This window comes from Gracilibacillus marinus (assembly GCF_042651725.1).
GTDB lineage: Bacteria > Bacillota > Bacilli > Bacillales > Amphibacillaceae > Gracilibacillus > Gracilibacillus marinus.
Window position 1 is genome coordinate 419,925 of sequence record NZ_JBHSDV010000002.1, and the last position, 12,526, is coordinate 432,450.

14 protein-coding genes and 1 riboswitch are annotated in these 12,526 nt (G+C 35.1%); of the genes, 11 read left to right on the forward strand and 3 right to left on the reverse strand.

The window, feature by feature from the left end; translation table 11 throughout:
• Window positions 1-24: 24 nt before the first annotated feature.
• Both pflA and ACFOZ1_RS09835 read left to right on the forward strand, forming a co-directional pair.
• On the forward strand, window positions 25-759 hold the full coding sequence (pflA, locus tag ACFOZ1_RS09830) for a pyruvate formate-lyase-activating protein (protein ID WP_390198878.1): 735 nt from the start codon (window positions 25-27) through the stop codon (window positions 757-759).
• 131 nt (window positions 760-890) lie between these two features.
• Window positions 891-1,310 carry an organic hydroperoxide resistance protein gene (locus ACFOZ1_RS09835; RefSeq protein WP_390198880.1) on the forward strand — a complete coding sequence of 140 codons (420 nt, stop codon included), beginning with the start codon at window positions 891-893 and terminating at the stop codon, window positions 1,308-1,310.
• A 352-nt stretch (window positions 1,311-1,662) separates the two neighbouring features.
• On the opposite strand, the gene ACFOZ1_RS09840 is transcribed toward ACFOZ1_RS09835, so the two are convergent.
• Window positions 1,663-1,974, reverse strand: a complete 312-nt coding sequence (locus tag ACFOZ1_RS09840) for a hypothetical protein (RefSeq protein ID WP_390198882.1) — start codon at window positions 1,972-1,974, stop codon at window positions 1,663-1,665.
• Between the two features lie 74 nt (window positions 1,975-2,048).
• Window positions 2,049-3,227, reverse strand: a complete 1,179-nt coding sequence (locus tag ACFOZ1_RS09845) for a CynX/NimT family MFS transporter (protein WP_390198884.1) — start codon at window positions 3,225-3,227, stop codon at window positions 2,049-2,051.
• Window positions 3,228-3,426: 199 nt separating this feature from the next.
• Here ACFOZ1_RS09845 and lepB point away from each other — a divergent pair, with 199 nt between their 5' ends.
• The 7 genes from lepB (at window position 3,427) to ACFOZ1_RS09880 (ending at window position 8,195) form a co-directional block, all read left to right on the forward strand.
• A complete protein-coding gene (gene lepB, locus ACFOZ1_RS09850) occupies window positions 3,427-3,975 on the forward strand; it encodes a signal peptidase I (protein ID WP_390198885.1) in 549 nt (182 codons plus the stop codon).
• Between the two features lie 14 nt (window positions 3,976-3,989).
• Window positions 3,990-4,101, forward strand: a riboswitch (TPP riboswitch).
• Window positions 4,102-4,197: 96 nt separating this feature from the next.
• Window positions 4,198-5,019: a bifunctional hydroxymethylpyrimidine kinase/phosphomethylpyrimidine kinase gene (gene thiD / locus ACFOZ1_RS09855; protein WP_390198886.1), complete on the forward strand. Its 822-nt coding sequence runs from the start codon at window positions 4,198-4,200 to the stop codon at window positions 5,017-5,019.
• On the forward strand, window positions 5,016-5,819 hold the full coding sequence (gene thiM, locus ACFOZ1_RS09860; protein ID WP_390198887.1) for a hydroxyethylthiazole kinase: 804 nt from the start codon (window positions 5,016-5,018) through the stop codon (window positions 5,817-5,819). Before thiD ends, thiM begins: the two co-directional genes overlap by 4 nt.
• The gene (gene thiE / locus ACFOZ1_RS09865) at window positions 5,820-6,470 is read left to right on the forward strand and encodes a thiamine phosphate synthase (RefSeq protein ID WP_390198889.1); all 651 of its coding nucleotides are present in this window, start codon (window positions 5,820-5,822) and stop codon (window positions 6,468-6,470) included.
• A 43-nt stretch (window positions 6,471-6,513) separates the two neighbouring features.
• Window positions 6,514-7,044, forward strand: a complete 531-nt coding sequence (locus ACFOZ1_RS09870; RefSeq protein ID WP_390198890.1) for a type 1 glutamine amidotransferase domain-containing protein — start codon at window positions 6,514-6,516, stop codon at window positions 7,042-7,044.
• Between the two features lie 115 nt (window positions 7,045-7,159).
• A complete protein-coding gene (locus ACFOZ1_RS09875) occupies window positions 7,160-7,636 on the forward strand; it encodes a DUF456 domain-containing protein (RefSeq protein ID WP_390198892.1) in 477 nt (158 codons plus the stop codon).
• 121 nt (window positions 7,637-7,757) lie between these two features.
• Entirely contained in the window at window positions 7,758-8,195 is a 438-nt protein-coding gene (locus tag ACFOZ1_RS09880; RefSeq protein WP_390198894.1) for a DUF4064 domain-containing protein, read from the forward strand.
• Between the two features lie 214 nt (window positions 8,196-8,409).
• Here the strand turns inward: ACFOZ1_RS09880 and ACFOZ1_RS09885 are convergent, their stop codons facing one another.
• The gene (locus ACFOZ1_RS09885; RefSeq protein ID WP_390198895.1) at window positions 8,410-9,345 is read right to left on the reverse strand and encodes a DUF4349 domain-containing protein; all 936 of its coding nucleotides are present in this window, start codon (window positions 9,343-9,345) and stop codon (window positions 8,410-8,412) included.
• A gap of 291 nt (window positions 9,346-9,636) precedes the next feature.
• Between ACFOZ1_RS09885 and ACFOZ1_RS09890 the strand changes: the two genes are divergently transcribed.
• Both ACFOZ1_RS09890 and argH read left to right on the forward strand, forming a co-directional pair.
• Window positions 9,637-10,896, forward strand: a complete 1,260-nt coding sequence (locus tag ACFOZ1_RS09890) for an argininosuccinate synthase (RefSeq protein ID WP_390198897.1) — start codon at window positions 9,637-9,639, stop codon at window positions 10,894-10,896.
• Complete coding sequence (gene argH, locus ACFOZ1_RS09895) at window positions 10,893-12,317, forward strand: argininosuccinate lyase (RefSeq protein ID WP_390198899.1); 1,425 nt, start codon at window positions 10,893-10,895, stop codon at window positions 12,315-12,317. The genes ACFOZ1_RS09890 and argH overlap by 4 nt, the downstream gene beginning before the upstream one ends.
• The last annotated feature ends 209 nt before the right edge of the window (window positions 12,318-12,526 follow it).

Consider the following 12,526-nt stretch of genomic DNA (forward strand, 5'->3'; position numbering starts at 1 on the left):
AATAAATATTTAGAGGTGAGTATGATGATTGGTAGAATTCATTCTGTGGAGACATGTGGAACAGTCGATGGACCTGGACTACGATATGTAATCTTTATGCAAGGTTGCTTATTGCGTTGTCAATATTGTCATAATCCAGATACGTGGAGCAGAGATAAAGGGAGACATGTGACTGTTCAAGAATTAGTGAATGATATTGAATCATACTTACCTTTTTTTCAAGCTTCTGGTGGTGGAGTAACAGTAAGTGGTGGCGAACCGTTATTACAAGTCGATTTTCTAACAGAATTATTTATAGAATTAAAAAAAATAGGTGTGCATACAACAATTGATAGTTGCGGTGGATGCTTCTCCACTTCACCTCACTTTTTGGAAAAGTTAGATGAATTAATGGAGGTAACAGATCTCGTATTATTAGATTTAAAGCACATTGATCCAATAAATCACAAAAAGTTAACAGGGATGACAAACAAACATATCCTCACTTTTGCAGAATATTTAAAAGAGAGGAACATTCCTGTATGGATTAGACACGTGCTTGTACCAACAGTAAGTGATGATGACGCGGCATTAAATAGGTTATCACAATTTATTGCGACATTATCCAATGTAAAAAAAGTCGAAGTGCTACCATATCATAAATTAGGTGTATATAAATGGGAAGCGCTTGGAATCGAATATCCATTAGAAGGTGTTGAACCACCATCAAGTGAACGTGTGAAGAATGCAGAGGCCATTCTAAATGTGACAAATTATTAGTCAGTTGTGTATGGTTTGGTGAATAGTCTTCATTACTCATGTTTAATTATTGGTGAAAAAGGAATAGTATTGGTAGAATAGAAATAGAAACCAATAACGGTTTTGAAACAATAATTAAAGGAGTGGATAGTGTGAGTAATGTATTATTTACATCAACAGCAACTGCGAAAGGTGGCCGTGATGGTCATGTGAAGTCAAATGATGGGATTATTGATTTAAATCTAGTTAATCCTGCTGGAGGCGGTTCAGGTGAAGGAACGAATCCAGAACAATTATTTGCAGCTGGATATTCTGCATGTTATGATGGTGCACTTAATTTAATTGCATCGAAACAAAAGAAAGAAATCGATTCAACAATTACGGCAGACGTTAGTCTATTAAAAGACGAAGCAGATGGCGGATTCAAAATTGGTGTTGTATTACATGTAGAAATTAAAGGCGTATCACAAGAAGAAGCAGAAGAATTAGCTAAAGCAGCTCATGATTTCTGTCCATACTCTAAAGCAACAAGAGGAAATATCGACGTAGAACTAAAAGCGAAAGCTGTATAATAACAAAAGCGGAAACACCCGTAGTTTCTGGGTGTTGGAGCTGGATGAAACAAAAGCAATAACGCAAAAATAAAATCGCACGAAACTAAAGAATTCAAACTTTAGTTTCGTGCGATTTATTTATTATAGAAGACTCAAGAATAATGCTCATGAGACTTATTTATCATTCTGAGAATCCCTGTTTTAAATTTTGATATGTTTTATTACACTCTATCATGAAATATATTTTGAAAAGCATGGAAAACTTCAATTCCTTGATAAATAGTTACAGATAAAGCTGTTGCTGAAAATAATCCTATCATTGCCATACGAAACCAAAACATATATTTCCCCTCCCAATCTAGTAAAAATATTAGTTACTAGTAGAAGAGATCAAATAATTCGATTGATAAAATCGAGCCGTTAATTGCGTAATGATCTGTTGAAGGAAATCTATTGAGCGATAAAAACGAAGTGCATAGAACATAATAAGAATGAAAATGCCGCTTGCTACAATAAATTTATCTGTTCCTACTTGCAATTCTGTTGAAGATGTATCTGTATCATGCAGATCCAAAGTGAAAGATATTGGATAGTGCGTTCCATCATGAATGGATGTAATGGATGGGTGAAGTGGAATAGCGATTAATATACTTAACCATAAAAAAATAATTAATTTTCTCAAATCTTCCACCTCCATTTTTAAAAAATTAGTGCAGTAGTTCATTATATGCTTCCTCTTATAAAAAGTAAACCATTTTAATCAAGTGCATATTTATCACGGCTTGCTCCAACACCAAATGCTATCATGATTACTGTCACAACAATAAGCGCAATAATAGATGAGAACCATAAGCCACTAATATCAAATAAAAAGCCAATTAATATTGGCCCAATCGATGCAAGTAAGTATCCAAATGATTGAGCCATACCAGATAATTCCCCAGCTTGGCGTGCATTTTTTGTACGTAAGCCAAGTAAAGCTAGTGCTAAGCTAATACTAGCACCAAGCGCGAATCCTATAAGTGTAATGCTTAGAACAGTTAACAAAAATGTAGGATGATATAGTAATCCTGCATATCCAAAAATTGCACACGTTCCAAATACATATACAACTACTCGTTGATCTTTCAACCTCCCTGCAACAATTGGCGTAAGAAATGTTGCAGGCAGGCTGATAAATTGCATGTATGCAACAAACCAACCAGCTGTAGTTGCATCATAGCCGTCTGCAATTAAAATTTCTGGCAACCATGATATCGTGACATAAAATAAAAAAGACTGTAAGCCCATAAATGCAGTAACTTGCCAAGCAATGCTGGAGCGAAGCATCTTTTTTGCACTAGGTTCATGTAATTGAATATCTTTATCTTCCCCTTTTGTTTTCATTGCAAACATCCAAATGATTATTCCGACTATAGCAATTAGACCCCAGCTTAATAGTGATAATTCCCAGTTGAATTGTAGTTTTTCTGTAATAGGAAAACTTACACCAGATCCAATCGCGGCAAATATAGACATAGATGTGGTATATAATCCTGTCATTAGGCCGATTTTTGTTGGGAAGCTTCCTTTAATCAAACTTGGCAGAATAACATTAACCATTGCAATCCCAATCCCGATTAAAGTTGTACCGATAAATAGAAGTGGAATAAAAGGAATAGAGCGTACGATAATCCCTAGCAATAATAGAAGTAAGCCATACAATAGTGCACGTTCATTTCCTGTTCGATTAGCGATACGAGGTGCTATTGGTGACATTACAGCAAATGCTAATAAAGGTAAACTTGTAATAAAGCCAACAGTCCAATTACTTAATTCCAAATCATCACGAATAATACCTATGATAGGTCCAATAGATGTAATTGCAGGCCTTAAATTAAATGCAAGAAAAATAATAGCAATAATAAATAATATATAGTGATTTTTTTTGTTCATGTAAATACTCCTTTTAGTCTATGACTCGTCTAAGAATGAAAATGAAAATCTTATGTTATAATCATTTACTCATTACTAGATAATTATGTTAAAATAAATGATGTACGGAAAAAAATACATAACAATGCTATATAGAATACCACATTTATTGTAAACTAGGAAATAAACCAATGAAGATGTGAGTGAAAGAAGGTAAAGCATGGATAATAAATTGGTACGAGAATTATTGTCTTGGGTAAAAGCATTATTAATTGCTGTTGTCATTGTATTGTTGTGTCGTCACTTTTTAATTACACCATCCGTTGTAAAAGGTGAGTCAATGATGCCTAATCTGGAAGATGGAGATCGAATTATTTTAAGTAAAATAAGTCAAATTGATAGATTTGATGAAATTGCATTTGAAGCTCCAGATTCGAATGATAATTATGTAAAACGAGTCATTGGTTTTCCTGGGGATACAATCGAAATGAAAAATGACACACTCATTATTAATGGGAAAGAATATGACGAAGAATATCTATCGCAAGCGAAGTCGCGACTTTCTGATGATGAATTATTAACGAATAACTTTACTTTGTATGATTTAACTGGGGAAGAAGTTGTTCCAGAAGGCAAATTATTTGTACTTGGTGATAATCGACGTATTAGTAAAGATAGCCGAGAGTTTGGTTTTATTGATGAAGAATCTGTAATTGGAGATGTGAAGTTACGTATATGGCCATTAGATGCAATCGGGTTTATTAATTAAACAATTAAATAGATACTATCCGCTAGGGGTGCTATTAGATAAATAGCTGAGATGAAAATAATGATTTTCAATCCCTTTGAACCTGAATTGGTTAAGACCAACGTAGGAAAGTGGAGTATGGTTAGATGTATCATACACATGATAAGTATATACAAAAGCCACTCCATTTTATATTGGAGTGGCTTTTTTATTGAATAAGAAAAAATGAGAGGGAGAGTTGTTATGAGTCATGTGAAGAGTGCTTTAACAATTGCAGGTACAGATCCATCAGGAGGTGCAGGAATTCAAGCAGATTTAAAAACTTTCCAAGAGCGAGAAGTATATGGAATGAGTGTGATTACATCTGTTGTTGCTCAAAATACTATAGGGGTCCAACGTGTAATTCATTTACCAATTGATTTTATTGAAGAACAATTCGATGCAGTTTGGAATGATATAAAGCCAAATGCAATCAAAACAGGAATGATTGCAACAAATGAAATGATGAAATTAATCGCTCACAAAATAAAAGATAGTCAAATACCATATGTGATTGATCCAGTAATGATTGCAAAAAGCGGGGATCCATTAATGGAAGAAGCATCACGTGCCGTAATTAGGGATACACTTCTGCCGCTAGCAACTGTTGTGACACCAAATGTACCAGAAGCAGAGTGGCTAGTGAACTTTTCAATAAAAACAATAGAAGATCAAAAAGAAGCTGCACGAGTGATTGTGCATCAGTTGGGAGCACAATCTGTTGTCGTAAAAGGTGGGCATATGGAAGGCGAAGCGAAAGATGTATTGTATGATGGAGAAGCGTTTCATTATTTTTCTTCAGAGAGAATTGATACACATCATACACATGGCACTGGATGTACATTCTCTGCATGTATTACAGCAGAACTAGCAAAAGGTCGGACAATTAAGGAATCGGTAGAATTGAGTAAACGTTTCATTACAGATGCCATTAAGTATTCATTAGAACTAGGTAAAGGGAATGGGCCAACAAACCATTGGGGTTATCGATTACAAGGGCTACCAACTAAAGGAGTGAGACAATGAGCCATATTTTAGCGAAAGTTCGCGAACAATCACCATTAATACACAATATTACGAATCAAGTGGTCACTAATTTTACTGCAAATGGTTTGTATGCATTGGGTGCATCCCCTGTGATGGCAAATGCACCGGAAGAAGTAGAGGAAATGGCTTCGATTGCAAATGCGCTTGTCTTAAATATTGGTACATTAACGAAAGAACAAGTACATGCAATGATTTTGGCAGGTAAGATTGCGAATAAGAGAAACATTCCAGTTGTGCTAGATCCAGTGGGTGTTGGTGCCACAACGTTTCGAACAGAAAAGGCAAAAGAAATTTTACAACAGGTTCAAATTACTGTTATTAGAGGGAATGCAAGTGAGATTGCTACACTCGCAGGAATAGATGCAGAAGTGAAAGGTGTAGACACAGCAGGTAGCTATAATATGGAAGAACTAATTCGTGTAGCATATCAAAATTTAGGGGTACCAATCATTATTACTGGCCAAGTGGATTATATAACGGATGGTGACTATGTGACAACAGTGAGTAATGGGCATGAGCTTCTGACAAAAGTTACAGGTGCTGGTTGCCTACTATCTTCTGTCGTTGCTGCATTTTTAGCGGTGGAAGAAGATGTAGTGCAAGCGAGTAGTCATGCGCTAAGTTATTATGGGGTTGTAGCACAAAATGCAAGTCAACATGCGACAATGCCAGGGGACTTCCAGATAGAGTTACTTAATCAATTATATGCAATCACAAGTGAAGAAGTGGATGCACAATCCATTATCGCAACAACAAAGTTAGAAAGAGGCAGTATATAAATGAATCGTTCTTGGTTACGCGTATATTTTATAATGGGTAGTAATAATACAACAAGAAATCCGTTAGAGGTGTTAGAAGAAGCATTACAAGGCGGTATTACTATGTTTCAATTTCGTGAAAAAGGGAAAAATGCTTATACTGGAGACATGAAGTTAGATTTAGCACAGAAGATGAAGCAATTATGTCATCAATACAATGTACCATTTATTGTGAATGATGATGTAGACCTTGCTATCGCTGTAAATGCGGATGGCATTCATGTTGGCCAAGATGACGCGAAAGTAGATGTAATTAAACGCACTTGTCCAAGTGATTGGATTATAGGTGTTTCGGCTACAAATAAGGATGAAGCAATACAGGCAATGGAAGATGGTGCGGATTATATTGGTGTTGGTCCGATATATAGTACGAAGACAAAAAGTGATGCGAAAAAGCCAATAGATATAATAGGGTTAGCGTATATTCGACAAGCTGTGGGTGATTTGCCTATTGTTGCAATTGGTGGAATTGGAATGACGAATGTCTTTCCAATTATAAAAGCGGGGGCGGATGGCGTCTCTATCATTTCAGCAATAAGTAATGCGAACAATCCGAGGAGTGTTGCACAAGTGTTTGATGCATATACGAGTTATGCAGTAAGTTTTAGGTAATGATATAGTTTCTGTTACACTAAAAAGAGAAGGAGGAGAGAACATGCGATTAGAAGGTAAGAAAGTAATAGCTCTATTAGAAGAGGACTTTGAAGATTTAGAATTATGGTATCCTATCTTGCGTTTACGTGAAGAAGGTGCAATGGTCGATTTAGTTGCAAAAGAACGAAATAAGAAATATATCGGTAAATACGGGGTACCTGCTGAATCAGATTTCTCTTTTGCAGATATCGATGTCAATGAATATGATGGCATCCTAGTCCCAGGAGGATGGGCTCCTGATAAGCTTAGGAGATATAAAGAAGTGCTACATATGATCAGAGCAATGGATGAAGCGAAGAAACCGATTGGACAAATTTGTCATGCGGGCTGGGTATTAATATCTGCAGGCATTCTACGTGGAAAAAAAGTAACAAGTACACCAGGTATCAAAGATGATATGACGAATGCAGGATCCCTTTGGTTTGATAAAGATGTTGTCGTAGATGGTCATATTATTTCAAGTAGAAGACCACCTGACTTACCTCCATATGTAAAAGCATATGCAGATGTATTAGCCAATAATGAAATGTAATGATGATAAGCCTTGTTGCTAACAAACGAGGCTTTTTCTTCTGGATGATAATCTACAAAAAATCTACTTATTTCTATTAATATGGTAAAATGTAATAAAAAAATGGAGGATTCTTATGGACTTTTTATGGTGGACACTCATCATCGTTGCATTTGCCTTATCATTCGTTGGTATAATATTTCCAATTATTCCATCTGTATTAGTACTATGGATAGGATTTTTACTTTATCAATTTATGTTAACAAGTGATAATATTGGTTGGGTATTTTGGAGTGCAATGATTGTGCTGACGATTGTATTGATTGTCTCAGATATTATTGCCAACAGTTATTTTGTTAAGAAATATGGCGGGACCAAATGGGGAGAGAGAATCGCAGCAATTGGTGTAATTATTGGTTCTTTTATCATTCCTCCAATCGGTATTATTGTTGTGCCATTCATCGCTGTATTTATTACAGAGTTACTACAGAAAAAAGGTGCAGATGAAGCACTAAAAGCGGCATTTGGCTCCTTATTAGGCTTTTTAGGTGGTACGATTGCCAAAATAGTTATTCAAATTGTGATGATTATATGGTTCTTTATTGCAATTTAATGAGATATATCAAGTGAGAGAAATTAATTTTATACAAAATTGAAACCATTAGGTATGATAATACGTATAACCTAACTATAATACGCATACAATTTGTATAATTTGTAGAGGAGGAAAATCAATGATAAGTAGAATTGGGGAAGTAATTTTAACGGGGATAGGAGCATTTGTGTACTTAATTGGTGCAGCATTTGGTGGATCTCTTATTTTGATAAATAATAGTCAGGAAATAATGAATGAGATATTGGCAGAAAGTATGCAAGGTGTATCTGCAGAAGAGCAACAAGCGGTCGAATTAGTTATGAACAGTATGGGCACTTTTGGTACGATCATTACAATCATTGCTGTTGTTTGTGTTATTTTAGGTATTGTAGCAATGTTTATGTTCCGTAATAATAAAAAGCCAAAACCAGCATCTATTATTTTAATTGTTGTTGGTGGCCTTACAACACTTGTTACATTTGGTTTTGCCATCTTTGCTGGTATTTTTTACATTATTGCAGGAATTATGGGTCTAGTACGTAAACCAAAAACCGAGTCTGTTGAAGTATCGTATTAAATAGAAATAAAAGAATTCTTGAACTTGAAAAAAAATCCAAACAATTCGTAAGCTATTTACCGAATTGTTTGGATTTTTTGCGTATTTAGAAGGGAGAATGAAATGTAATTTTATATGACCATTTTGAGCTTCGCTATGTGCATTGCAACCACTCCGGCTTGTTCATTTCCTTTTCCGTAGATTATTCAATCAGAATTAATTTCATAATTACGGATTAAGATGGTGTCGTATCATTCCTTTTTTTCTTCTTTTTCATCACTGTCCAAATGAGAATAGCAATGACAAGGAACGGAACAAGAATTGGAGATTTACCAATTATGAAAACGAACAAGCTAGATACAAATGCAAAAATGGCTTGCACACTTTCTTTAAATTGGTCTTTTGCTAACTCCCAAGTATGCTTTGACTCATTTTCAACAGATGGAATCTCATTCTTCCTTTCTGTGATGGAGAATTCAACTGTCGCATAATCAGATTGGTTTTCTAGATAATTGATTTTACCTGTTAATTGCTCAATTTCTTCTTGTACCTTAGCTAAATCAGAAGAGATTTTTAACAAATCTTCTGTTTTATCTGCATCTTTCATGAATGCGAGTAATCGTTCTTCCACAACTTGCTTTGATTTCAAGCGCGCATTCAAATCGACATATTGTTCTGTCACGTCATCTCCACTTACAGACCGTTCAAGTATTTTCATATCACTACTTTGTTCAAATATAGTCAAATATGCTTGAAAGTGATCAGATGGAATTCTTGCAACGAGTGAGCCGCTACGGTTTTCTTTATCCGTATTACCATAAGAAGAGGAAGAAACGATATATCCACCTACTTTCACTGCCTCTTCTTCAATTAAAGAAATAGATTGATCGAACTTAGGTGTTTCTACATACAGATTCGCATTGTAAATGATTTTTCGTTCCGTAAATTGTTCTTCTACTTTACTTTGATCACTTGTGTCCTCTGTATTGTTCATCTCTTCATTCCTTATCTCATTACTTCCAATCTCATGAAGAGACTCTTTCTCCATCTGTGGTGCGGTATCCATCTCCACTTGACTATCAGCGCTTTCATTTGACATGTTACCATCGCTTGAACAAGCAACTAGTGAAAAAAAGAAAATAAGACAGAGAAACAAATATTTTTTTGACATAAAAGAACCCCCTTTTTTGCTTGCTTCACTTATTTATTACTTTATTTGTCGTATAAATATCGCATAAGTTACAGATTAAAAATGGCGAATGATTTCTATATACGTCTTACTTTATATTTATTCATTTTTTCGAACCTTCTAATTGTACTAGTGACTAAATAAATGGGGATAAAAATAAAAATTTTTAAAAAGTTAGGCAATAACTATTGAATTAATATACTTAATAGTGCATAATAATACATAATTACTAACGACACAAAATGATAGATTATATATTGAGGAGAGATATACATGAGTAAAGAAAAAGTGGTATTGGCATATTCTGGAGGATTAGATACTTCTGTTGCAATTAAATGGTTACAAGATGAATATAACTATGATGTCATTGCAGTAGGATTAGATGTAGGAGAAGGAAAGGATTTAGAATTTGTAAAAAACAAAGCAATTGATGTAGGTGCAATTAAATCTTATTCTGTTGATGCAAAACAATTATTTGCAGAAGACTTTGTGTTACCAGCACTACAAGCAAATGTAATGTATGAAAAGAAATATCCATTAGTTTCTGCACTTTCTCGTCCCCTAATTGCAAAAGTATTAGTAGACATTGCAGAGAAAGAAGGAGCTGTAGCTGTTGCACACGGATGTACTGGAAAAGGAAACGACCAAGTGCGTTTTGATGTGGCCTTTACTGCATTAAATCCAGATTTAAAAATTGTAGCACCAGTTCGTGAGTGGAAAATGACAAGAGATGAAGAGATTAAATATGCAGAAAAGAATGGTATTCCAATTCCGATTGATTTAGATAGTCCATATAGTGTGGATCAAAATCTTTGGGGAAGAGCAAATGAATGTGGAATTCTTGAAGACCCGTGGGCAGAAGCACCTGAGGATGCGTTTGAATTAACTGTATCTCCACAAGATGCTCCTGATCAACCAGAAATTGTGGAAATCGAATTTAAACAAGGGAAGCCTGTTGCGATTAATGGAGAAGAATATCCGTTACATGAACTTATTCTGAAATTAAATGAGATTGCGGGTAAACATGGTGTTGGGAGAATTGATCATGTCGAGAACCGTTTAGTTGGTATCAAATCGCGTGAAATATATGAAGCACCTGGAGCAATTACATTAATTAAAGCACACCAAGAGATTGAATCCATCACATTACCAAGAGAAGTGACAAAATTCAAGCCAGTTGTTGAACAACAATTAGAGCAAGCAATCTATGATGGATTATGGTTTACACAACTTACAGATGCACTAAAAGCATTTATCACAGAAACACAAAAGTATGTAAATGGTGTAGCTAAAGTACAATTGTATAAAGGGCAAGCATTTGTCATTGGTCGTAAATCTGATAATTCATTATATGATTTCAATCTTGCGACATACAACAAAGGTGATGAATTCGATCATGAAGCAGCACTTGGATTCATTAAGTTATGGGGATTACCAACAAAAGTACATTCTACTGTAAATAATGTACATGCAGATAAAGCGAAGATTATGGAGAAAACAAAAATAGATATGAAGGAAGCAGTGAAACAATGAAATTATGGGGCGGACGATTTACAAAGCCAACAAATGAATTAGTCGATGAATATACAGCATCGATTCGCTTTGATCAAAAGCTGGCACAATATGATATCCAAGGAAGCTTAGCACATGTTACGATGTTGGCTAAATGCAATATTATTCCACATGAAGATGCGGAAACGATAAAAAAAGGATTGAAAATTGTAGCAGATAAGATTACTGCAGGTGAAGCGGAATTAACAGAAGCAAATGAAGATATTCATATGAATGTGGAAAAACTGTTAATCGATGAAATTGGAGCTGTTGGTGGTAAATTGCACACAGGTAGAAGTAGAAATGATCAAGTAGCATTGGATATGCGCTTATACTTGCGTGATGCAATTGTCACAATAGTTGAATTGTTATCCAATTTACAAACATCGTTGATAGAACAAGCAAATGCGAACTTGGAGACGATTTTACCAGGTTATACACATTTGCAACGTGCTCAACCAGTGTTGTTCGCCCATCATATGATGGCATATGTTTCGATGTTTGAGCGCGATATTGAAAGACTAAAAGGGAGCTTTCCACGTGTGAATCGCTCCCCACTTGGTGCAGGAGCACTTGCTGGTACGACATTCCCGATTGATCGTCACTTTGTTGCAGAACAGCTGAATTTTGACGGAATTGTCGAAAATAGTTTGGATGCAGTAAGTGATCGTGACTTTGTTGTAGAGTTTTTAGCAAATGCATCTTTAATAATTATGCATTTATCTCGATTGAGTGAAGAATTAGTACAGTGGTCTAGTGCGGAATTCAAATTTGTTGAATTAGATGATGCGTTCTGTACAGGAAGTAGCATGATGCCTCAAAAGAAAAATCCAGATGTCGCAGAATTAGTTCGTGGGAAATCTGGTAGAGTGTATGGTCATTTAATAGGGATGTTAACAACATTAAAAGGCCTCCCAATTGCATATAATAAAGATATGCAAGAAGACAAAGAGGGTATGTTTGATACTGTAGAAACATTAAAAGGTGCACTTGCATTATTTGCTCCAATGATCTCGACAATGGAAGTGAAGAAAGAGAATATGTATGCAGCAGTTGCAGAGGATTTCTCTAATGCAACAGACCTAGCAGATTATCTTGTTAATAAAGAATTGCCATTCAGAGAGGCACATGCAGTTGTGGGACAAGCCGTGTTATATTGTATTCAATCAAATAAATTTTTGCTTGATCTAACGATGGAAGAATTCAAACAATTTTCTGAGTTAATTGATGAAGATATTTATCATGTATTAAAGCCAGAAACTGTAGTGAATGCAAGAGATGTAGCAGGTGGCACTGCTAAAGGTAGAGTACAAGAACAAATTAGTTTTGCTAATCAACGTCTAAATGATACGAAGGAATGGGTATCCACATTTGCTGAAAAAGTAAATGTATGGATGAAATAGTAAGAAAAAACTAAGTCTCTGCCATAAGCAGTTGACTTAGTTTTTTTGTGATTTGAGATTTAGTTTTTCTAAGTATAGTGGCGATACATAGTAGACCAGTATAACGTATCAAATTCCGACGCCAATGTTTTTAACTAAGGAAGTGTTACATTACATTTAGTATAATCTTGATTAATTTATACACAGTAAAGTTAGCGCAACTCGTATAT

Coding starts and splice junctions, on each gene's coding strand:
- pflA (WP_390198878.1), top strand. CDS start 25: ATGATTGGTAGAATTCATTCTGTGGAGACATGTGGAACAGTCGATGGA.
- ACFOZ1_RS09845 (WP_390198884.1), bottom strand. CDS start 3,227: ATGAACAAAAAAAATCACTATATATTATTTATTATTGCTATTATTTTT.
- lepB (WP_390198885.1), top strand. CDS start 3,427: ATGGATAATAAATTGGTACGAGAATTATTGTCTTGGGTAAAAGCATTA.
- thiD (WP_390198886.1), top strand. CDS start 4,198: ATGAGTCATGTGAAGAGTGCTTTAACAATTGCAGGTACAGATCCATCA.
- thiM (WP_390198887.1), top strand. CDS start 5,016: ATGAGCCATATTTTAGCGAAAGTTCGCGAACAATCACCATTAATACAC.
- thiE (WP_390198889.1), top strand. CDS start 5,820: ATGAATCGTTCTTGGTTACGCGTATATTTTATAATGGGTAGTAATAAT.
- ACFOZ1_RS09870 (WP_390198890.1), top strand. CDS start 6,514: ATGCGATTAGAAGGTAAGAAAGTAATAGCTCTATTAGAAGAGGACTTT.
- ACFOZ1_RS09875 (WP_390198892.1), top strand. CDS start 7,160: ATGGACTTTTTATGGTGGACACTCATCATCGTTGCATTTGCCTTATCA.
- ACFOZ1_RS09880 (WP_390198894.1), top strand. CDS start 7,758: ATGATAAGTAGAATTGGGGAAGTAATTTTAACGGGGATAGGAGCATTT.
- ACFOZ1_RS09885 (WP_390198895.1), bottom strand. CDS start 9,345: ATGTCAAAAAAATATTTGTTTCTCTGTCTTATTTTCTTTTTTTCACTA.
- ACFOZ1_RS09890 (WP_390198897.1), top strand. CDS start 9,637: ATGAGTAAAGAAAAAGTGGTATTGGCATATTCTGGAGGATTAGATACT.
- argH (WP_390198899.1), top strand. CDS start 10,893: ATGAAATTATGGGGCGGACGATTTACAAAGCCAACAAATGAATTAGTC.